Consider the following 21,582-nt stretch of genomic DNA (forward strand, 5'->3'; position numbering starts at 1 on the left):
TTAGTGAAACGCCATAAGACAAATATGAAGGTGGTATCGCTAATGCGTAAAAGTCCATGAATTGTTAGCCATGAAGTTGTGTACAACTCAAAGGAGAAAAGTGTTCTGACGAATGTGAAACAGCGTAATGAAAAAGGGATCATCCTGACATTTGATGATGGTCCGAGCAAATATTTAGACCGTTTTCTCGATGTTTTAGCAAGAGATGAGGTGCCGGCAGTCTTTTTTTGGCAATCACGTTTGCTTCATCATAAGAGACCATGGAAACGAGTGTTAGAGGATGGGCATATAATAGGGACACATTCCAATAGTCATCCGAACCTTGTTAAGTTAGACTTCAGTCAACAAATGAAAGAGATCCAAACGAGTAAAAGCATAATTGAAGACATTACTGGACAACAAGTTCGCTATTTTCGACCACCATTTGGACAATACAACAAAGATACAATAGCAGTTGCATCAAATTTGCAAGTAGAAATGGTTATGTGGGAAATTTCCTCGTTTGATTGGGAGTTAAAACACGCTCCTAACCAAATAATGGAGAATGTTACGAGTCGTGTTCAAGAAGGATCGATTGTCCTTCTTCATGAACTTGAACAAACGCTTTGTGCCTTGCCAACACTAATTAAAAAGGTTAAAGAAAAGGGATTCAAGTTCTCTACAATATAAAATGTACAGCAAAAAGACATACCGGCACCTTAAATATTCCTCCTGAATTTGGAAAAGCTAACAAGAAACAAGTTGCATTAACATTTGACGATGGTCCTGATGATTACTACACTCCACAAATTAGAAATATTGAAAGAGAAAGCCGTGCCAGCAAACTTCTTTGTCGTCGGCAAAGAAGTTGAAGCGTTTCCGATGATAATTGATGAATTGCAGGGGCAAGGGGTATCAGTTTGTTACAGTGCAGACACAATTAGAAAATCAGAAAAACTGAATGAACCAAGTAGAGAAGCCGCAATAATTGGAGGTTTCTCTTTTTTGTTCCAGAGACAGTACATCAGCCAAGAAATGATACCGTTCACTAAAATATAGTATAAAACATCTTTATGTATAAATATAACGAAACTTCACACAATTGAAGGATTATTAACAAGGGTATGCAGATAAGTTGTGTATAATGGTATTGAACTTCTTAAAACGGATAATGAAAGGGGAACTATATGAATATATTTATAACTGGTGGAACAGGCTTCTTAGGAACCCAATTTATCCAGCAACTAGTAGATTCGAATTACCGAGTATTTGTATTAGTACGGTCACCAAAAAAGGGTAATGCTTTATTAAGCAAAATCCCACTACATCAACACTCACAAATTGAGATCATTGAAGGGGATCTTTCTGACTATCAATTAGGAATCTCTAAAGAAGATCAAAGGAAACTTAACGGAACGATAGATGCCTTTTTTCATATAGCAGCATTGCTATCGTTTGATTTTAAAATGGCAGATCAATTATACAAAATTAATGAAATGGGAACAAAACATACGTTAGAATTCGCAAAAAATACCGGAGTGAAATCCTATCATTATATTAGTACTGCCTATACGTTAGGGAAGAAAAATGTTGCCGTAGAATCTTTGCATGAAGTTGACCAAGAATTTAATAATCCATATGAAGAAACGAAATGCAGGGCTGAGCATTTAGTTATGTCCTATAGTGATAGTATGAAAGTTTCCATTTTTAGGCCATCAATTATTGTAGGTAATTCTGAAACAGGCGAAACGGACTCTGCCTTTGGATTATATGGGTTTATCAAAGGCCTTGAGATATTTAAAAAAAGAATAGCTAGATTAGGTGATTATAGTGATAAGAAATTTAGTATTATAGGGAATCAATTAGGCACTCAAAATTTAGTACCAGTAGATTACGTTTGTCATGTTCTTATGGAAGGATTAAAGAGTGCAAAAAATAAGACAATCTACCATATTACAAACCCTAATCCACCAGTAAACCATGAAGGGCTCAAAATTATTGAGGAGCTGCTAGATTTCCCACACATTCAATTTAATACAAAGGAAAATACGACATTAACAAAAGAAGAAGCAATTTTAAATGAATTTATATCGAACTTTACGATTTATGTAAATCGCGATATTGATTTTAAAATAACAAATACACGAAAGCTGCTTAAGGACACAAATAACAAGGTTTTAAAGATGGATAAGGAAATGTTAACGACGATTATCTATGGATACAAGAAGGAAGAAAAACAACCTATTCTATTATAAATATCACCCTTTATAAAAGGAGAATTCATGTTATATTACAAAACTTATAAGATATCACCTAAACATGAATGGGTTGTTTTGGTTCATGGATTAGGTGGAAGTTCAACGATTTGGTTTAAACAAATAAAAGATTTGAGAAAACATTTCAATTTGTTATTAATTGAATTGAGAGGTCATGGAAAATCAGCTAATAAAAAAACTGAGGATGAAATGTATACATTTGCAAAGGCAAGTCAAGACGTAGTAGAGGTGATGGAACATCTCGATATTCAAAAGGCGCATTTTATGGGCATTTCGTTAGGAAGCATTGTGATTAGAAATGTAGCATATCATTCACCTAAAAAAGTACAGTCCATGATACTAGGTGGTCTAATAATAGGGTTTAATCTTCGTTCTAAGTTCTTAATTTCTGCTGGCAATTTGGTAAAAAAAAGAATTCCTTTCATGTGGTTATATCATTTATTTGCTTGGATTATGATGCCGAGAAAACGACATGAAGAATCAAGAAAATTGTTTGGAAGAGAAGCTAAAAAGATGAATCAAATGGAGTTTATGAAATGGTTTCGGGTTACAGAAGATGTTGATGCTAATCATCAAGAAATCCGAAATGGTGATTTAGATATTCCAACACTATGTATTATGGGAGAACACGATTATATGTTTCTTCCACAAATAAAAAAAGAAATCAATCACACATTCCCTGGTACATTAGTTGTAGTAGAAGAGAGTGGACATGTATGTAACATTGAAAAGCATGAATATTTTAATGAAATTTCAATAGATTTCATTAGAGAAAGTAGTGAAGATAGACTTGTAGGGTAAGGAAGAAGACAGGTATATGGACCTCTCTTACATCTTGAGTTTGACATTGCTGAATGATAGTTGCGAGCTCTAAGTCTATATGAACCATTTAAAGAATCCTACTTTTATCAAGTAGGATTCTTTTTCTAATTCATCATTTCTAACAAACTGCTTAAATGGAAGGTATACACCGAACGTTAATGTTGTTCAAATTCCGATAAAAAGTATATTTACAATTTCATTTCACAAATACCTTTAAATTTGACAAACCTAGGCAATCACCCTTGTGAGAATATCTACATATGTTGAGGTAAAAGAGGAAGGGTGATTGGATGAGCGGAAAGGTATTAAACTTTTATGCAGGGGGGAACACAGCAAAGGGATTTTACAGTTTGTATGATTCTGCATTAGAAGATTTAAATCGCCTGTTTATTTTAAAAGGAGGACCAGGAACTGGAAAATCATCGTTAATGAAAGCGGTTGGCGAAGAAATTGTAAGCAAAGGGCTAGATATTGAATATTTGCACTGCTCTTCAGATAACAATTCAATTGATGGTGTGATCATCCCGGAGTTTCAAGTCGGAGTCGTCGATGGTACGGCTCCTCATATTATTGAACCGAAAGCACCTGGTGTAATCGAGGAGTATGTGAATTTAGGAGTTGCATGGGACTCGAAGAAACTCGCTACAAATAAAGAAGAGATCCTCCAATTAAATAAGACTATCTCACAAACGTACCAAAAAGCGTATGACACATTCGCAACAGCACTGAAAGCTCATGATGATATTGAAGATATTTATATTTCTAATATGGATTTTTCAGAAGCGAATAAGCTAACTGAAGAGCTAATTACAGATATTTATGGTGAGGATACGATAGAGAAGCAACCTAAGATAAAGCATCGCTTCTTAGGAGCGGCTACTCCAAAAGGGGCAGTTGATTTTATTCAAAATTTAACGGAGGACATTGGCAAACGGTATTTTATTAAAGGAAGAGCTGGCTCTGGAAAATCGACAATGTTAAAGAAAATTGCCGCAGCAGGAGAAGCACGGGGCTTTGACGTTGAAGTGTATCATTGCGGGTTTGATCCAAATAGTTTAGATATGGTCATCGTACGCGAAAAAGACTTTGCTATTTTTGATAGTACGGCTCCTCACGAATATTTTCCTGATCGTGATTCAGATGAAATAGTCGATATGTACACACGATGTATTGCAGGAGGGACAGATGAAAAATTTGCAAAGGACATTGAAAGAACGACCAAACCTTACAAAGACAAAATGATAGAAGGCGTCGCATATTTAGCAGAGGCGAAAGCGCTCCGTGATATGCTAGAAGCATACTATATAAAAGCAATGGATTTTTCAAAAGTAGAAGAAATTCAAGAACAGATAATAGAAGAAATTAATCAAATTGTCGGTAAATAGGGGAAAGGTTTTATACAAGCAAAAACAGAGTATGAGATCTATACTCTGTTTTTGCGCTTGAATAGCGTACATATATATCGTCAAGTGTAATATTAATTTAACATACTAATGAGGAGAAACAAACGAGGAAATAAACAGTAGAGAAAGCGAAGCATGTATTCTTACGCCAAATAGCTTTTCCTACTTCGAGACGGAAAATGATACATAAAAACTTTGACTGATTTGACTATCGATGAAGGAGCATTATTAATGAAACAGATAACATATACACATATTTTCACTCTAGGTTATGACGTATACAAAAAGTGTACAATAATTAATTGCTAGGAAGAGAAGAACCTACTTGTGAAATACATAAAAGAAGGCTCTTCTACAGGCAGAAGGCAAACACATAAAGTCGTGTTTGCCTTCTATTTCCTACAATTCATATGCACCTTAAACTAATTAAATTGTAACTGCTTGTCTTTAATAGGATCATTCTGCAAAGCGGCTTTTTCCACATATAATGAGTGCCATAGCATAAAGCATAAAATAACCCAAATTTTTCTGCTGTTGTCTTTCTTACCTTGAACGTGCTCATCTAGCAATTTCAATGTTTCTTCTTTTTTAAAGATATAATCAGTTTCGCTAGTAACCATAAGATTTCGTGCCCAGTCATAAAGCTCGTCCTTTAACCAGTGACGGATAGGAACAGGAAATCCTAGTTTCTTACGATGTAAAACAGAAGCAGGGATTACTTCTTTCATTGCTTCTCTCAGAACATACTTTGTTGTACCGTGTGCAATTTTAGCATACGTTGGAATGCCGCTTGCTACTTTAAATACTTCTGTATCTAAAAAAGGCACCCGTAACTCTAGTGAATGAGCCATCGTCATTCGATCGGCTTTGACTAATATATCGCCAGGAAGCCATGTATGAAGATCTATATACTGCATTTTTGAAGAGTCATCAAACAAAGACGCTTCTTCATATAAATTTCTCGTAATATTGATGAAAGGGTTATTTTCATCATAGGTTGAAAGTAAATGTTTCTTTTCAATCTCGTTTAAAATATTCGCGTTTCCAATATATCGTTCTGACAATGGAGTTGTTCCTCTTAGCAAATAACTTTTGCCTTTTACACCATCAGGTAATCCAAGCGCCATTTTATGGAGAATCGCTTTAGCGGAAGCAGGCATATAATTAAACCAGTTTAATGCTAAAGGCTCCCGATAAATATTATATCCTCCAAATAGTTCATCTGCTCCTTCACCAGAAAGAACTACTTTCACATGTTTACTTGCTTCTTTTGCAACAAAATAAAGGGGGACAGCTGCTGGATCGGCGACTGGATCATCCATGTGCCAGATAATAGTAGGTAATTCCTTTATAAATTCTTCTGGAGTAATAAGCTTATGAATATTTTCAACCTGTAATTTCTCGGCAGTGTCCTTGGCAATATCAATTTCACTAAAGCCTTCATTCTCGAACCCAACAGTAAACGTTTTTAAGTTTGGATTATGTTTTCTTGCCAATGCAACAATACTAGTAGAATCTATTCCACTTGATAAGAAGGCTCCTACTGGGACATCACTTCGCATGTGTTTTTCAACGGAATCTTCTAATATCTCTCTTGTTTTCGTTGTGTAATCATCGAAGCTTTTTTTGGTTGGTGAAAAGGTTTTCTGATAATAACAGTTAATCTGTAGCTCTTGATTCGGCATTTTTAATAAAGAATGCCCAGGTAACAACTTTTGCACTTTAGTTGATAAGCACATAGGCTCAGGAACATACTGGTAAGTCAAATAATGCTGTAAAGCCTCTCTAGAAATGTCTTCAGGAACAATAGATGAATGGATACTTTTTTGTTCAGACGCGAAAAAAAGTCGATCAGCTACTTCTTTATAATAGAATGGTTTAATCCCAAATGGATCTCTAGCTGCAAAAAGTATTTCTTCTACCTTATCCCAAATAGCAAAAGCAAACATTCCACGAAGATCTTTTACACAATCTTGCCCCCGAGAAGCGTACATGGCGAGCAAAACTTCTGTATCAGAATCAGTCTTGAAAACGAATCCTTCAGCTAGTAATTCGTTTCTTAGTTCAACATAGTTATATATTTCTCCATTAAAAACAATATGGTATCTATTTTGCAAGGAAAGAGGTTGATCTCCATGTTCAAGATCAATAATGCTCAATCTTTTAAAACCTAATTGAACATATTCATCCATATAGTGTCCAGTCGAATCGGGCCCGCGATGATGAATCGCTTCTAACGCTTTAACCCATGTATGTGAATCTATTGCTTCAATGCCTTTGTTTCTCAATTCCCCAATGAAACCGCACATTATTATCCCTCCGAATTACGTTCTAAAAAGCATCATGTATCGTTTTGTACGATAAATTTAATATACCTTAGTTTTAAAAAAATGTGGAAAATTTTTTTGTGTTTGCAGTAAAAATATAATAAATGGAAAAAATACCTTGTTAAACTAATGGTGGGATCTCCAGTAGTTCCATTACTACATGGAATAGGTCATATGCTGTTAGTATTGGACTATAATGGGCAAAAATTCTAATAATCAATCATATAGTAGGGACGCATTATGAAACAGACTTATAGAAAGAGCTTTGCACAATTAGCGAAGAAGCGCGCACATTTGATATTACTTTTGAAAGTTGGTATGAAAAGGGGTTTTGGACAGATCAGAATATTTGCTATTCCTAGTTTGGTGTAGCCTCCTTTTGTACAAACTGAGCAAAGGGAGGTGTTCTATTCGTATGAATATACAACTAATTATAACGATTATAGCGATCATGATTACGTTACTTGCTATGGTTAATTGGTTTCGACTGAAACACAAACATGAAGATTTTACGGATGCATTACTTGATAAAATCGAAAGCGATCTGGAGTTACGGAAAACCCTTGCAATGGGGTTATATATGAGATTTAAAAAAGAAGATACAAAAAATGAAATAACATATAGTTCTTATTTTTTAAGAGAAGATCCAGAATTATTTGAACACTTTGTAGCAGAATTAATTGAAAATAAGTATGGCGGCGACCTATATATTAGTAAACCGAGGGGTAATTATGGAATTGATTTTGAAAACCGTCGAGTAGAAGGTTTGTATTTAGGGCAGGTTCATTGTCGTAAAGATGATCTCGATTTTGAATCGATTGCGATTATTCATTCGAATATGAAGAAATGGAAAGCGGTGGGAGGATATGTTATAACAACAGCGGGTTTTAGTGAGAGAGCTAAAACATATGCTGATGGGTTAGGAATTGACTTGATTAATGGAATTGATTTAGTAAATATGTGGCTTGAGTCTATGGAGACAGAGTCAGAATATGTTAAAGAGCTTAACCCTTCTGATATTTAGAAAACTGAGTCTGCTCAATAATTTATAAGGTGCGTGACACTTTACGCACCGTTGCAGCGCCCTCTTTTACGTATTACCACAAGACATCTAGAACGTTTCTGTCAAAAATATTTGTATCAATGTTACAAGTTTCTGCATCAAGTCCATATTGCCAGCCGCCTATCAATGCTTCGTCAGGATATACAGGGTTATATTCCGGTGCATTTTCTTCTGTAGAAAGGTCTTCATTAGGAGCAGCTGTCCAAACGTACATTTCATCCAAAATACTTGCATTTTCTTCTGCGGCAGTTTCAAAAGCTACATACAAGTCTTCACTAGGGGCAAAAATTCCATATATTCCAGAGTTGTATTCTGATTCAGAGACGACGTCATGCCAGCCTTGAATAAAGGCAGAGTCAATAGGATATATTGGTTCTACATTAGCGAATAACGCTACGCCTTCAGGGATACCAAGGTCTCTTGCTGATTCAATAGCAGCATTTGCTTCGTTTTGACCATTTTTATACCCAGTACCATCTGTGAAATGGTTCCAAATGACAAGGATTTGGATGTCATTTGAATGTAGTAACTCTATCTCATCTGTTGTTAAACCGTAGGAAACTCCTTCTTTATCGTCAAGATAACGTCCCCATACTTGTGGATCACCAAAATTTTTTCTAACACAAGCGAGCAAGTCTTCTGTTGTTACACTTGCTGAATCGACTCCCCATACAGCTTCTAGAGTTTCTTCGCCGTTGCTGTTCTCATTTTCTCCATTTTCGTCGTTACCCGTTTCTTCGTCGTTCTCTCTGTCATCACCAGATATTTGGTTTGTAATATAGTTTGTCACATTAACATCAACACTGACATTAACATCGTTGGTAATACTATTATCGATATTATTGTTATGCCCACTGTTAATGTGATTCTCAATAGAGTTATCGATATCAGCATTTTCAGAATTAATATGATTCTCAACTGAGTTATTTATATCTACGTTACTAGAGTCAATATTATTTTCAACTGTATTGTCTACGTTCCCATCCTCAGCATTAATTGAATTATTAATAGTATTGGTTACATTACCATTACCTGATTTTTTATTGTTGTGTGATGAATTATTGTGATCTGATGTAGTCTGTTCCTCCTCTGTCTCATTTGTAGAAGCAGTAACAGGTTCAGTAGTATTTGCTTGACTAAACAAAGATAAAGTTAGAACAAATAAAAGAGAAACAACTCCAAGTATGATTATAGATAAGTTTTTACTATTTTTCACTTTTTCACCACCTCTGCTTTCTCGAAAACATCATACGTAGAAAGACAGCCGATCGTGAATGAAATGGGCAAAAGGTGGGTGATAGAGAGAATATGCTACAAATTAATAACGACTCTAAACAGAATTGATCTAAGTAGTAGTTCATTAATAGCAGCAATGTATTATTTGAATGGAACCAGAGACTGTCGTTGTTAGAGATCAGTCTTTGCTCCTGCAAAATGAGTTACATCAACTTTCCGCAAATATGTATAAAAGAAGAAGGTTAGATGGTGTTGCAAGCATCTAACCTTCTTCTTTTGTATATTACTCTAATCAACCACAATGTAAGCAATCATTGGACCTTGATGATCAACATGTGAATGAGCTGTACAAATGAGACGATATAGACCCTTTTCAGTAAAGTGCAAATCTACGATCGTTTCTTTCCCTTTTTGTACAGTTCCTTGAATATCGGTTCCTTCAATCAAAAAAGGATGTTCTGCTCCATTCACTCCATACATACGAAGCTTTACCTTTTTGTCTTTTGGTACAAAAATGGTTCCTGGATCCCAACGATAAGATTCAATTTCTCTACCATCTTCTGTTTTTGATTTAAACTCACTTGTCACCATGTGAATATCAAGTGTTTCTTCAGTTAATGGAATGCCTCCAGCTTCAGTTGCAACTCTTGAATTAAAAACGTACCAGCTGAAACCAATGAGTACTAATACAATGGCTAGAACAATCCACCTTTTTCTAATAACGATTAGCATATTGAGTTCCCTCCTTTCAGCATACAAGCCTTACATTATTATATGCACGATAGAGAGGAGAACTTGTCTATTTTTTTCACTATTCGTTCTGATTCATACATGCATGAGTATAGTTCTATATCTGAAACTTTTTGAAAGAATTATTCGTATATATAATGATGTTTTTGAGTACAATTGATTCTAATCATTTTTAAAAACGAAACAACTAAAGCAATACCATTACTAGTTTACAAGGGGGAGTATGGTGAAATTATTAATTGGTAAACAATCTGGAGAGGTTATTATTGAACAAGATTCAATCATTATGGGGAGTGTTGATGGAACAGTAACGGTTTTGCCAGGTGCTAAACTTGAATTAACTGCAAAAGTTAGTGGCGACCTAATCTTGAAGTCTTCTTCACACGTATCAATTAGAGGACAGATTGAGGGGAATGTTTACGATGAAGGAGCCAAAATTGAAATAATGAGTGAGGTAAAGGGCGAAATTGTGAAAAGAAATAAGTGAAATCTATCTCTAATTGAAAATAATGAGCAATGATCACTTCCATGTTAAACAATTAATAAGAAAACATTTGATGGGAAGGTGTTACAAATGGATGATATCGTCAAAGCTGAATGGATACATAATGAGTTAAAAAAGAGCGAACAAGATTATGTTGTTATCGATGTCCGTTTTCATTTAGCTAATGCTGAAGCGGGTTACCAAGATTATTTAAAAGGACACTTACCTGAAGCCATTTATGTCGACCTTGAAAAAGATTTATCTTCTTCTATTCGTGAGCATGGTGGACGCCATCCATTACCTAATTTAGGGGAATTAGCTAAAAAATTAGGGGAAATCGGAATCGGAAATGATACAAACGTAGTCGTTTATGATGACCAAGGAGGGATGGTGGCAGCGCGCTTTTGGTGGTTGCTCAAACACCTTGGACATTCAGAGGTAGCTATTCTTGATGGAGGTTATTCAAAATGGCTAAATGAAGGTTATGAAGTAACGAAAAGCATTCCGGTTAAGCCACCTAAGTTATTTTCTGTAAAAGTGAACGAAGAGTGGCAATGGGTTGATGCTAGACATGTAAAGGAAAGATTGAATCAGGTCGACACGTTTGTAATAGATTCACGAGAAGCGAATAGGTATCTCGGTTTCGAAGAACCAATTGATCCGATTGCAGGGCATATACCAGGAGCTGTTAATTATTTCTGGAAAGATGTGTTAACAGAAGAAGGGCTCTGGAAAGAAAGCGAGCAACTGAAAATCGATTTTTCAGGAGTACCTCATTCAAAAGAAATCATTGTCTACTGTGGATCGGGTGTCTCAGCATGCCCTAACGTTCTTGCTTTAAAAAAGGCAGGTTATTCTAATGTGAAGCTATACGCAGGTAGTTGGAGTGACTGGATAACGCATGAAAACTACCCAATTGAACGAGAAAAACAAATATAGGCAATAAAAATATACTGATGAAAGCCTTACTAATATAGGAGAAAAAAGAAAGAATGCTATTATTGTTTTGTTTACTTTTAGTACCGATCTACTATTTCCTGTAAGCATGTGTCTTGTTCATTCACATTTTCAAGATAAACTTCCAATTGATCACTAATGATTTCAAGGAGATTCATATGTACTATAGTACATGAGGTGATTTAGATGTTTATTTCTCCAATGTTATTACAAGAGCTAGATTCTCCAACAGAGGATTATGCGAATGTCATCACTGAATTGAAATTAGATGGAATTAGACTGGTCTACAGCAATTTGAATGGGAAACCTAAGTTATATACCCGTTTTAACCAGGATGTGACCTTTTTATTTCCTGAAATTTGCTCGACATCACTCCCAAAAGGAATCATTTTAGATGGGGAGCTGATTTCCCCTGATTTTGAGAACGAGCCTAATTTTCTCTTGTTATTGGAACGGTTTAAGTCAAAAAAGGCAATGACTCGAGTTCCAGTTCAATATGTTGCATTTGATATATTGTATTATAAAGGAAGAAAAGTTACACAATTTGCATTACGCAAACGAAAGGACCTTTTAAATTTAGTAATACCGACAGACACAGTTACGATTGTGTCTTCACAATGGGTTGAGGGGAACGCAAAATCATACTTTGAAGTAGTAAAAGAATACAATCTTGAAGGCATCGTCATGAAAAAGCCTCAATCAAAATATCATATTGGCAAACGGACAAATGACTGGTCTAAAGTTCTTAACTATAATTATAGGAAAGAAAAACAAACAGCTATTATAAATAAAAGTAATGTTTTACTATTTGAGAATAAGAGCTATCATTTGCACTTTCTTGAGTTTCAGTCAACTAAGAATCGGAGAAAGTTGTATGAAACGTATCGGCAATTTCTTAATAAAAAAATGATGTGAAGATTGCGAAGGTGTCACAAGAGGTTAACTAACAACCTTATGACAGCTTCGTTTTTTTCTGTAGAGCTACAGGCTCATAATAACGAATAAAAAGCGAAATTTTCTGATTGTTAGACTATGCATGAGAACAATTATCTGTTAATATGATATTAGTGAAAATGATTATGATTATCATTGGTGAAGAGGTGGATGGAGATGGAAAAAGTTTATTTTTGTACTAAAAATGACTTCAAAACAAACAAAGCTTATAAATCGCTTAAATCTTCTTATCCGAATTTAAAAATTAAACGTAAAGGTTGTCTAGGGAAATGTAAAACATGTAAACAATGTCCGTTCACATTGGTTGATGGCAAGGTAGTAAAAAGCGAAACGGGAAAAGAGCTTTACTCTAAATTGAACAAACGTATTCTTAAAGAGTCTGTTTAATATAATAAAAATGAAACTGATGAGCCTTTAGAGGTTGATTTCGTTATTGATTGAGAAAAGTACATAACTATTATTGGTTCATTAAAGAATTTTATTTGCGTAAGTAGTGATCATTTACAAAGTGATCACTTTTTATGCGTGTAGATAAAAAGGTTATTTGTTAGGAAATCTGACAAGCGCATTAATATCTTTGGGATATTCAGTTAAACTGGAATTGATGATTGTTCTACCATTTCTTTATGAATAGGAGTTGGGATAGATGCCGAAACAAACAGGAGAGCAAATACTTCAAGATAAATACAGTACTCACAGAAGGGCTGCTGCTTTTTATAATAATCAAATGTTGAACCATTTGAATTCTGCTATGGAATCATTTATTGCAGAGCAGGAGATGGTATTTATTTCAACCTCTGATTCTAGCGGGAATTGCGATTCATCTTTTCGAGCTGGCTATCCTGGATTTGTTCGAGTAATTGATGAGACGACTTTGGCTTATCCAGAATATCGAGGGAATGGAGTAATGGCAAGTATGGGGAATATTACTGAAAATCCCCATATTGGTTTGATGTTTATCGACTTTTTCGAAAGCTGTGTAGGTTTGCATGTTAATGGCAAGGCGTATATATGCGAGAACAAAGAACTAGAAACACTGCAATTATCGAAAGAGATGGTGAATAATATAAAAGAACAGGATGGCATAAAAGTAGAGCGATGGGTTGTTATTGAGATAGAAGAAGCATTCATGCATTGTTCAAAGCATGTCCCAAAATTAAAAAAGGTTGATCAACAGATAGAGCCCCAAACAAATAGCACAAAAAAAATAGATGGAGATTTCTTTAACGTTAAACAAAATAAAATAAATAGCAGAGTGAAAAATTAAAAGGAAAGATTAAAAAGCAATATCTGTTTTAACAGATATTGCTTTTTAATCTTTACGAAAATGCAATTGCATTATGCATTTTTTTCATGGAAATTAAAAATCTCAAGCAAGTCAAAACGGTTTGAAACAACATCTGCTAATGTATAGTTGTCTAAAACACCTAAATAAGTTTGGAGTGCCTCATGAAGTATAAATTTTAACTTACAAGCTGAACTAATAATACAGGTATTGTTATTACGATCGAAACATTCAACAATATGCAAATTCTCTGTTTTTCTAACTACCTCTCCTATGTTAATTTCTTCTGGGGGCAATGCCAATTTAATTCCGCCATTTTTCCCTCGTATCGTTTTGATTAGGCCAAGCTGTCCTAATTCATAAACGACCTTACTCATATGGTTATTTGAAATATTGTAAATGTTTGCTATATCTTTAATCTTTGCTAATGCAAGACCTTGTCTTGTTCCTAAGTAAACGAGCGTACGAAGGGCGTAATCTGTATAACTTGTTAGATGCATATGTTCACTCCTATTCCTTTCACTAAGCTAGATCATGTTGGAAAGTTATAACATGTTTAGATAATACATTTTGATGTAATTTGATAAGTTACGTTATATATACATCGTACAAGAAATAATCTAGATTGTCTTTAATTATGTGAAAATTGGTAAGGGAATTGCGAAAAAACTATGTAAGAAAAAATAACACGAATATAATTAAGATGCAAAAAGGAACTGAATGTTTTTTTTCGTGGAAAAACTATAGAATAGAAAAAATGACAAGCGTCTAAGGGACTGTTTAGTTGCTCGCCATTAAGTAGTTTTAATTTGTCTTAAGCGTTTTTCATCTGCTTCTTCTATTTGTATAGTTCAATACCCCCTTCATCTTAATTGAAGAATTGAAGCATGAATAATACAGTAATAAAAATGCCTGACTATAATAAGGTCAGGTTTGCTTAAAGGGAGTTTAAATCACCCTTCTTCTTTCCTTATGGAGAATAAGTCAATAAGTCAAATTCCTGTGCTTTCTCTTGTATTTCCACTGCATAAGCACTTTTAGAGTGACCGTTATTATCAATGTAAGTTTGAAGACCTCCAACCCCACGGTGATAAGCTGTTAAGGTATGGTCCCAATTTCCATACTGATCATACAAATAACGTAAATATTCAACGGATAGTTGAATTGAATAAATAGGGTCAAATAATAATTTGTCTTCGTACGGTAAATCTGCCATTTCAGCTATCCACGGTGCTGTGTTTTTCATAAATTGTGCCATTCCATAAGCATGTCCAAATCGAGTTTTCGGTCCAATAACTTTTGGATCAAATGTACCGCCAGTTTCGATTCTCAATAATTCATATACGATATATGGATCAACATCACGTTGTTGTGCAATTTCACCTAGAAAAATTCCCCATTCCCTTTTGAATTTCCCGTCGCTATCTTCAACTAGTTGCTCTGCAAGCATGGTAGATATCACCCATGATTCGTAATTTAGCGCAAGATCTGCTGATACAGGATGCTTCGAATAATACAATTGCATTTCCTTCATATCTAGAATTTTCTTTTGTTCTGCATTTAATTTTTCTGATTGTTTTATTGTAACTTGAAGTTTTTTATTTTCAAAATAAAGAAATCCAGTAATGAAGGATAGCAATAGGATGAGGCTCATTACCAATATTCGTTTCATTATTACTCCTCCTCTTGTTGTAAGTCTTTGTTGTAATGAAGTATATCGTAACGGAAATTTTTAGTTCCCTCAATTGGTTGTACGTGTTAAAAATGAGTCAAGGCCAGTGTATGAGGTATTTTTCTCTCTATAATCAGGTATTATCATAGCTTTATTATAAAAATGCTTTCATTTCCTCTTTAATGCTTAAATATTAAAGGGAAAGATTATTATTTAAAACAAATTATTCCTTTTTATAGTGGTGAAATCGAAGTGAGCTATTAAAGTTTGAAAGGCATGAATACGTTGAAAGTAAGATTAATTCGACATTTCCAAGTGTAAGAGGTTACTCAAATAAAATGGTATTAGAAAATATTTCTTGAAATGGTTAGAGTAATATGACGCTTCCAATGTAATAGAACAGGATATTGGATCAGATTTTAGAATCGAACAAAAACGATTTAATTGTGGGTCATGGTGGGAGAATGATATACATGAACAAAGAATTAATGAAAAGAAGTTATACTGGTCCTAAAATTATCCGGCCAAAAAATGCTAAACTATACACTTATGAGAAATTAATGTAAAGGTAAGAATATAGATGCTGAATTTTACCATTCATATCCTAGCAACAAAAGCTAATACTACATTCTAGATAAGTGGTGAAGCTTATCTACGTATATTATTTAACATAGGGGGATAGGAATAATGGCTAAAAAAAATAAGCAGCAAGGTCAATATGACGAAGTAGAATATTCAGAAGAATTAGCAGACGCAGAGGACAAAGAAGCAATGGATCGTATGAAGCAGGCTGATGAACGTGCTAAAAAAAGCCCAAAGAAAAGGTAGCTAGGTCTTAAAAAAGCAATTGTTACACGTAAATCATTAGAGTTTAAATAACGAATGAGAGAAACTGTATAGTCTTGCGGAGTGATTGAGGTATAGCCCTTGATCATTCTATTTCTATATTTGAGATTTGCTCCTTTTTTATTGAGCTCACTATTGCTATTAGTAATATGTTTTATAAATGCAATTATAGGCAGTATAAGACTAAAGGGAGCTAATATGATTAAAACCATAAAAAAAGGCACCGAATTCGGTGCCTTTTTCATTATTGAGCGATACTATTTTTGAACGTTAGCAGCTTGAGGTCCACGAGCGCCTTGTTCGACTTCAAAAGTTACAGTTTGGCCTTCTTCTAATGATTTAAAACCGTCTCCTTGAATTGCAGAGAAATGTACGAATACGTCGTCATTACCTTCAACTTCAATAAAACCGAAACCTTTTTCTGCATTAAACCATTTTACTTTACCTTCTGTCATGAGATTGCCTCCAACGTGGATTATCCACAAAATTATTACTATCCTTGCCCATGCATAACCCATCTAGACAAAATCACTTATTAAAGTCTTTTTTCTATCAGTTTATTCGGAACAAAAATAATTACTCTTATTTTAGCAGTCGTGAGGTTAAAGTGCAAGTGCTATTTCCAAAGAGTTGGTAGTTCGAAGCTTGATTAATTATCTAATTGTTCGATTTCTTCTTCAAAGAAAAACGTACTTGGGTGTTCTACACAAGTGTAAGAGTACCTTTTCATATTTGGTACGTAGCTAAATTTGTTAATTGTTACTGTCTCTCCTGTGGATTTCAGAAGTACTTTTTCATTGGGTTTAAATTTATTTTTGTTTTTCATCGAAGCCCTACTTTCTATATAGTATTTATTTTTATTATCTCACACTTATGAACGTTATGTTCCATAATCATAAATTTTTTCTGTTTTATTGTCGAATTTCCATAAAAGGTAGTAAGAACTGGTAATAAAGGGTATACTTGTAGGGAGGGCATTGACCCTTTGGTCTTCTGATGTGTAGAACTCTAAGCAGAAGGCGTGAGATCAACACGAAAGGATGACCAATATGACTAGTATCATTTATCAAGCAAAAGCAGGGGATGGATTTAAGAAGCAAGGTTTAAAAAGAACGAATTCTTTTTTTAATACACCTCAAGAAGCTGTTTCTGAAGCTTTAGCTTTAAAGGAACAAATGGATACGACTTATGACAATAAAATAGAATGGGATTACAACGGGAAGATTACTGGCTCCTATGCTAAAATGAATTTTCTAAGAGGATACTTAGGTGGAGATCGGAAAACAAAACCTTTTTATTTGCAAATTGTTTCTCTTGAATCAAATGAAAAAGTTAGTAAAGGTTCGCCAATTGAAGCTAAAAAGCTTAATACTTACGAAAAAAAAGTGATCAAAAAAGTTATAAATCTTTTCAAGTGATTATTATAATTAGAAGTAAAAGGAACTCAAGAGGTCTGACAATATGTGTCAGACCTCTTGAGTTTTTTGTCTTATAATTTGAGAATGTTAAAAAAAACGAAGGAACCTCGAAATGCTACTACGAAAGTCTAACTGGTACGAGATATCACTATAATGTTGTCTAAGAAAAATTTTGGTAGACCGTATTTACTTTTTTCAGTAATATTAACCTAGTATCTAAAAAGGGGAATTACATATGCAACAACAATCAAATCAAGCAAGAATTATTTTACTAGTCACAATGGTTGTTGCCATCATATTTATCAGTATAGTCGTATTGAATGTTATTGAACTTTTATTTCACTCCCAAAAGATAAATATGCAAACGGACAAGACTTACGTTGCTATTATGACTTCAGATAAAGTTACTGATCAAAGTTGGGGGAGTTTGGCTTACAAGGGCCAGTTGAAAATTGAAGAACAATTTCCAGTACATGTATTATTATTTAGTGAAATTGATACAGCTGAACTCATGGAAGAAACAATCATAAACACGATAGAAGAAGGGGCTAAAGTTATCATTGGACATGGACGTGAGTTTTCCGCTGTATTTACGGAGCTTGCTCCTAAATATTCGACTGTTCACTTTGTAACGATTCATGGAACTTCAGAGCACACGAACCAGTCTGTGTATACATTTGATCAAGGTGACATTGAATATTTTGTTGCTTTAACAGCAGCATTAAAAACAGAAAGCAGCAAAGTCGGATTAATTGATGCTTTTGAAGCAGAAAGAAATCCTCAGTTCGAAATTGGACTTCAATTCTATAAGCCAGACAGTGAGTTTTATTATAAAGTAGTTGATAGTAGAAATGACGGAGTTAAAGCTATTAAGATAATGGAACAACTCATTCACGAAGGTGTGGATGTAATCTATTCTAAAGGAAATGAATTTAACCGAGATGTGATTGAATTTGCAAAAAAACATAATGTCTATATTATTGGGTATCTTGATGATCAATCTTATATTGCAGAAAATTTGGTTTTAACAAGCGTTATCAATGATATCCCGCAAGCGTATGTGTCAATTATGAGAGACTTTTTTAGTGAATCTGGACTGACACCTGGCACTAACATCTTAACAGAACATGACGGTGTTTATAAGCTTGCTCCTTTAGGACCAATGTTTACAGAAAAAGAAAAGAAATATATTCAATTTGAAAAGGATAAATTTTATCGGAATGAATTGTAAATTAAGGTAGTTTGAGGAGGATTTAATGAAAACCATTCTGAAAAAAATAACGTTTCGCAGCAAAATTTTACTAGTCCTCCTCATGACGACCCTCTTATTAAGCTGCTTTTCATTGATACTTATTCAATCAATTAATCAAATTAGCAACGTTAGTAAAGAGATCAGTCATAGTACGATCCCTGAATTAATGTGGATTACACATTGGGAAGAAGAACTATTTATTAAAAGCTACATAGTTGAGCAATTTCTGTTAAACGATCTGTGTTGTAAACTCATTGAGTCATATGATTCATATGCAACCGAATCTTATTCCAAATTACAGGAGGAGTATGGTTCAGTACCTAAATCAATTGAATCTGTAAAAAGAGAAATAGATTTATTAGACTTTAAAATTCAAAATAAAGTTCAGGGTCTGATTTCTTTTGGAGATCAAAGTGCAGTAGAAAATTATTTACGGGGACAATATCTACCACAACTGTATGAAATTAGTGGAAAGTTACAAGGCATTAAAAGTAAGGTGAATGATTCATTTAAAGAACATTCCAATCATTTTTCTTTAATAATAAATAAATCTCTTTGGCTGCTACTTTTCGTAACGATTGGTGCTATTATCGTGTCTGTTATTGCTGCGTATCGTATTAGTGCTAGTCTAACAGGCCCTCTAGAAAGTATGGTATCAAAAGTTGATCGAATTGCAAGTGGAGAATATGGTTTGTCGCTTAGAGCTAGTGAGCAAGTCGAATTGGGACAATTAACCGCTTCTATCAATCAAATGTCTAGGGGGTTAAAAGACTCGTTTTATACTATTTTACATGATAAAAATTTTCGAGAACAAATCCTCAATTCAGTACCTGTCGGAATTATCACAGTAGATGAAAGAAATAATGATATTTCTTATAACTACGCTGCTAATACATTATTAAATGACAGATCAACTTCCACTATCGAAAATAGTGTATTTTGGGAAATCTTCAATTCAAAACAAATTATTCAAAATGTAAAAGTTCCTTTTTATACTTTAAATGAAGAATATTCATTGTTAGTTTCGCAATCTGTTTTGAATAATCAAAGTGGAGATATGATCGGAAGAATTTTTTACTTTGTCGATATAACAGAAACGGAAGAATTAGAAAAAAGAATTCATCAATCTGAGAAATTGGCTGTCGCTGGAGAGTTAGCAGCAGGTGCTGCACATGAAATTCGGAATCCATTAGCCGTGATCGATGGATTTTTAACACTAATGAATCAATCATTATCAGAACTAGAGAAACAGCAGTTTCATATGCCTTTGTTATTAAAGGAACTTGATCGAATTAATTCAATTATTGAAGAGTTACTTCTTTTAACTAAACCTAGTGCACCACTTTTAAAAGAGACCTTCCTGAAAGATGTTCTAAATGATATTTTGCCCTTAATTCGAAAATCCCTAAACAATGAGCAAATTGAATTTACAATTGACCTTCACAAAGAACGGTTATTACTGGACGAAAAACAAATGAAACAAGTGTTTCACAATTTAATTCGAAACAGTATTGAAGCAATAGGAGGGAAGGGAAAGATGTCAATTTATTCTAAAGTGGATGAATCATGTTACCGAATCTATTTAGAGGATAGTGGACAAGGAATTCCAACCCATTTACAAGGATCAATCTTTCATCCTTTCTTAACATCAAAAGACAGTGGAACGGGATTAGGTCTAACGATTGTTCAAAGAATTATTGACAACCACAATGGTGAGATTAATTTAGTATCTTCATCCTCTAAAGGTACTATTTTCGTCATAACGTTACCTTTGTTTACGGGAAAAGATTAAAAGGTATCGTTCAATAGATTAGTGCACCGTACTAGATCTCAAGGCAAAGGGCAAGATACATAAAGGACTTAGCTACTTTTCAACAAATTTAACTTTTAGGTACGCCATTATTCACCTTCAAGAGAAAGATGGCAACTTGATGAGTGAAAATGATCGAATTGGATCAAAATAGTAATGGAGGTAGTCTTTGATTACAACTAAAGGAAATTATTGTGAAGGGACGAACGTTCATGACATTAGATTGGTTTGACAGAGTGACAGAAGAACTTCAAGAGGATCTTGAATCAATTTGTGAGAAATATGATCAGATAGGACATATGTCCATTGATAAAGGGGCAAAGCACCCTCGGATTGAATTTTTTGTGGAGACTGACGAAAATGGACGTGAATACTTTTGTACACTATTCTTTGACCCTTTTAATAATGAATTTTATATTGAGTCTTTTGATTTAGATCTAGATCTTACTTCGCGAACGATTCTAGATGACATTGATGATATTATTGACGTTGTTCATGAAAGCTTCCATGATTACCTGAATGATGATGAATATGTTTCAGATTTCGAAGATAACGAAGAGGAATATGAAACGTTGGATGTTGATTGGGAAACTCCTGAAGTGACAGCCTATATTACTGAGAATGAAGATGTTGAGATTTCGTATAAGTTTGGCGTAATCCAAGAGACTGGTGATGGCATTCTTCAACGTATTAATCGGATGAAAACGGATGATGACGACTTTATTAAAGACGAATTTAATTTTATCTTTAGCAAAGACGAAGCTAGTACAATTATAGCAATGATTGCAAGTCATATGGATGCGATTAAAAGCTTAGATATGGAACACTGAAATTGAAGACCCCTCCATTATGGAGAGGTCTTTTTCGTGCGCTAAATGATTACTATAGAGCAAGAACCCAAGTTAAATTTTAGATAAACATAGGAAACAGAAGAGTTCGTACTCCCACTATATGATGTTTGAGGTAGGAGACCGTAAGCCCGAATTATAAAAAATAAGCGCACCTTACCGGTACGCATGACAAATAGCCGTATATCACGACTTTTTTA

At 34.3% G+C, this 21,582-nt stretch carries 22 protein-coding genes; 16 read left to right on the top strand and 6 right to left on the bottom strand.

From position 1 onward, the window contains the following. Positions 1-114 precede the first annotated feature (114 nt). The 5 genes from SAZ04_RS10995 (at position 115) to SAZ04_RS11020 (ending at position 4,462) form a co-directional block, all read left to right on the top strand. Positions 115-669 carry a polysaccharide deacetylase family protein gene (locus SAZ04_RS10995; RefSeq protein ID WP_332695009.1) on the top strand — a complete coding sequence of 185 codons (555 nt, stop codon included), beginning with the start codon at positions 115-117 and terminating at the stop codon, positions 667-669. 99 nt (positions 670-768) lie between these two features. Beyond that, the gene (locus tag SAZ04_RS11005) at positions 769-1,038 is read left to right on the top strand and encodes a polysaccharide deacetylase family protein (protein ID WP_431308996.1); all 270 of its coding nucleotides are present in this window, start codon (positions 769-771) and stop codon (positions 1,036-1,038) included. Between the two features lie 128 nt (positions 1,039-1,166). Continuing rightward, positions 1,167-2,234 (top strand): SDR family oxidoreductase, encoded by a 1,068-nt coding sequence (locus SAZ04_RS11010; protein WP_332695011.1) that lies wholly within the window; start codon positions 1,167-1,169, stop codon positions 2,232-2,234. Positions 2,235-2,261: 27 nt separating this feature from the next. Beyond that, complete coding sequence (locus tag SAZ04_RS11015; RefSeq protein WP_332695013.1) at positions 2,262-3,056, top strand: alpha/beta fold hydrolase; 795 nt, start codon at positions 2,262-2,264, stop codon at positions 3,054-3,056. Positions 3,057-3,367: 311 nt separating this feature from the next. Then, the gene (locus tag SAZ04_RS11020) at positions 3,368-4,462 is read left to right on the top strand and encodes a PRK06851 family protein (protein WP_332695016.1); all 1,095 of its coding nucleotides are present in this window, start codon (positions 3,368-3,370) and stop codon (positions 4,460-4,462) included. Positions 4,463-4,902: 440 nt separating this feature from the next. Here SAZ04_RS11020 and asnB read toward each other — a convergent pair whose 3' ends face one another. Beyond that, a complete protein-coding gene (gene asnB, locus SAZ04_RS11025) occupies positions 4,903-6,789 on the bottom strand; it encodes an asparagine synthase (glutamine-hydrolyzing) (RefSeq protein ID WP_332695018.1) in 1,887 nt (628 codons plus the stop codon). A gap of 433 nt (positions 6,790-7,222) precedes the next feature. Between asnB and SAZ04_RS11030 the strand changes: the two genes are divergently transcribed. Continuing rightward, positions 7,223-7,831 (top strand): restriction endonuclease, encoded by a 609-nt coding sequence (locus tag SAZ04_RS11030; RefSeq protein WP_332695020.1) that lies wholly within the window; start codon positions 7,223-7,225, stop codon positions 7,829-7,831. Between the two features lie 73 nt (positions 7,832-7,904). Here SAZ04_RS11030 and SAZ04_RS11035 read toward each other — a convergent pair whose 3' ends face one another. Together SAZ04_RS11035 and SAZ04_RS11040 are read right to left on the bottom strand one after the other, a co-directional pair. Next, complete coding sequence (locus tag SAZ04_RS11035; RefSeq protein WP_332695022.1) at positions 7,905-9,086, bottom strand: glycoside hydrolase domain-containing protein; 1,182 nt, start codon at positions 9,084-9,086, stop codon at positions 7,905-7,907. Between the two features lie 308 nt (positions 9,087-9,394). After that, positions 9,395-9,838, bottom strand: coding sequence for a cupredoxin domain-containing protein (locus tag SAZ04_RS11040; protein ID WP_332695024.1), 444 nt, complete (start codon positions 9,836-9,838; stop codon positions 9,395-9,397). Between the two features lie 241 nt (positions 9,839-10,079). On the opposite strand from SAZ04_RS11040, the gene SAZ04_RS11045 reads away from it, so the two are divergent. The 5 genes from SAZ04_RS11045 (at position 10,080) to SAZ04_RS11065 (ending at position 13,518) form a co-directional block, all read left to right on the top strand. After that, positions 10,080-10,343, top strand: coding sequence for a hypothetical protein (locus SAZ04_RS11045; protein WP_332695026.1), 264 nt, complete (start codon positions 10,080-10,082; stop codon positions 10,341-10,343). An 87-nt stretch (positions 10,344-10,430) separates the two neighbouring features. Continuing rightward, entirely contained in the window at positions 10,431-11,279 is an 849-nt protein-coding gene (locus tag SAZ04_RS11050) for a sulfurtransferase (protein WP_332695028.1), read from the top strand. A gap of 204 nt (positions 11,280-11,483) precedes the next feature. After that, positions 11,484-12,212 carry an ATP-dependent DNA ligase gene (locus SAZ04_RS11055; protein ID WP_332695030.1) on the top strand — a complete coding sequence of 243 codons (729 nt, stop codon included), beginning with the start codon at positions 11,484-11,486 and terminating at the stop codon, positions 12,210-12,212. Positions 12,213-12,407: 195 nt separating this feature from the next. Next, on the top strand, positions 12,408-12,638 hold the full coding sequence (locus tag SAZ04_RS11060) for a DUF1450 domain-containing protein (protein ID WP_332695032.1): 231 nt from the start codon (positions 12,408-12,410) through the stop codon (positions 12,636-12,638). A 259-nt stretch (positions 12,639-12,897) separates the two neighbouring features. Further along, the gene (locus SAZ04_RS11065) at positions 12,898-13,518 is read left to right on the top strand and encodes a pyridoxamine 5'-phosphate oxidase family protein (RefSeq protein WP_332695034.1); all 621 of its coding nucleotides are present in this window, start codon (positions 12,898-12,900) and stop codon (positions 13,516-13,518) included. A 71-nt stretch (positions 13,519-13,589) separates the two neighbouring features. Here the strand turns inward: SAZ04_RS11065 and SAZ04_RS11070 are convergent, their stop codons facing one another. Together SAZ04_RS11070 and SAZ04_RS11075 are read right to left on the bottom strand one after the other, a co-directional pair. Further along, positions 13,590-14,036, bottom strand: a complete 447-nt coding sequence (locus SAZ04_RS11070; protein WP_332695036.1) for an Rrf2 family transcriptional regulator — start codon at positions 14,034-14,036, stop codon at positions 13,590-13,592. Positions 14,037-14,506: 470 nt separating this feature from the next. Then, positions 14,507-15,208: a lytic transglycosylase domain-containing protein gene (locus SAZ04_RS11075; protein ID WP_332695038.1), complete on the bottom strand. Its 702-nt coding sequence runs from the start codon at positions 15,206-15,208 to the stop codon at positions 14,507-14,509. Positions 15,209-15,895: 687 nt separating this feature from the next. Between SAZ04_RS11075 and SAZ04_RS11080 the strand changes: the two genes are divergently transcribed. Further along, entirely contained in the window at positions 15,896-16,036 is a 141-nt protein-coding gene (locus SAZ04_RS11080) for a YfhD family protein (protein ID WP_332695040.1), read from the top strand. Between the two features lie 275 nt (positions 16,037-16,311). Here the strand turns inward: SAZ04_RS11080 and SAZ04_RS11085 are convergent, their stop codons facing one another. Continuing rightward, the gene (locus tag SAZ04_RS11085; protein ID WP_332695042.1) at positions 16,312-16,509 is read right to left on the bottom strand and encodes a cold-shock protein; all 198 of its coding nucleotides are present in this window, start codon (positions 16,507-16,509) and stop codon (positions 16,312-16,314) included. A 594-nt stretch (positions 16,510-17,103) separates the two neighbouring features. Here SAZ04_RS11085 and SAZ04_RS11090 point away from each other — a divergent pair. The 4 genes from SAZ04_RS11090 (at position 17,104) to SAZ04_RS11105 (ending at position 21,364) form a co-directional block, all read left to right on the top strand. Then, positions 17,104-17,472 carry a hypothetical protein gene (locus SAZ04_RS11090; RefSeq protein ID WP_332695044.1) on the top strand — a complete coding sequence of 123 codons (369 nt, stop codon included), beginning with the start codon at positions 17,104-17,106 and terminating at the stop codon, positions 17,470-17,472. A gap of 235 nt (positions 17,473-17,707) precedes the next feature. Continuing rightward, positions 17,708-18,703 carry a BMP family ABC transporter substrate-binding protein gene (locus SAZ04_RS11095; RefSeq protein WP_332695046.1) on the top strand — a complete coding sequence of 332 codons (996 nt, stop codon included), beginning with the start codon at positions 17,708-17,710 and terminating at the stop codon, positions 18,701-18,703. Positions 18,704-18,728: 25 nt separating this feature from the next. Next, on the top strand, positions 18,729-20,516 hold the full coding sequence (locus SAZ04_RS11100) for a sensor histidine kinase (protein ID WP_332695047.1): 1,788 nt from the start codon (positions 18,729-18,731) through the stop codon (positions 20,514-20,516). 230 nt (positions 20,517-20,746) lie between these two features. Next, positions 20,747-21,364 carry a hypothetical protein gene (locus tag SAZ04_RS11105; RefSeq protein WP_332695049.1) on the top strand — a complete coding sequence of 206 codons (618 nt, stop codon included), beginning with the start codon at positions 20,747-20,749 and terminating at the stop codon, positions 21,362-21,364. Positions 21,365-21,582: the final 218 nt, after the last annotated feature.

The organism is Halalkalibacter lacteus (assembly GCF_036663595.1).
Classification (GTDB): Bacteria; Bacillota; Bacilli; order Bacillales; family Bacillaceae_D; genus Halalkalibacter; species Halalkalibacter lacteus.